This window comes from Zoogloea sp. LCSB751 (assembly GCF_002028455.1).
GTDB lineage: Bacteria > Pseudomonadota > Gammaproteobacteria > Burkholderiales > Rhodocyclaceae > Zoogloea.
In genome coordinates this window covers 1-232 of the sequence record NZ_MWUM01000685.1, presented here as the reverse complement: position 1 = coordinate 232, position 232 = coordinate 1, and the positions used below count along the sequence as shown (strand labels likewise).

Genomic DNA, 232 nt, shown 5'->3' with positions numbered 1-232 from the left:
GGGGGCGAGATCCACCACCAGCTTCTCGGTGGCGAACAGCACGCGAGCCTGGGTGACACCTTCGACCCGGTTGACGGCCGTTTCTATCTTGCGGGCGCAGCTGGGGCAGTCCATCCCCAGCACCTGCCAGCTGTGGCGGCGACTGTCGCGGGTCGGGGTGGGCAGAGGCCCCTCGGTCACTGCTCCATGGGCGCGATGATCATGGTCGTGCGAATGGGAGGGCTTGGCTCCG

The 232-nt window shown here is 68.1% G+C and carries 1 protein-coding gene; it reads right to left on the bottom strand.

Going from position 1 to position 232, the window contains the following annotated elements:
• A partial coding sequence (locus B4920_RS28175; RefSeq protein ID WP_139379805.1) for a cation transporter occupies positions 1-180 on the bottom strand: 180 nt, incomplete at its 3' end.
• Between the last annotated feature and the right edge of the window lie 52 nt (positions 181-232).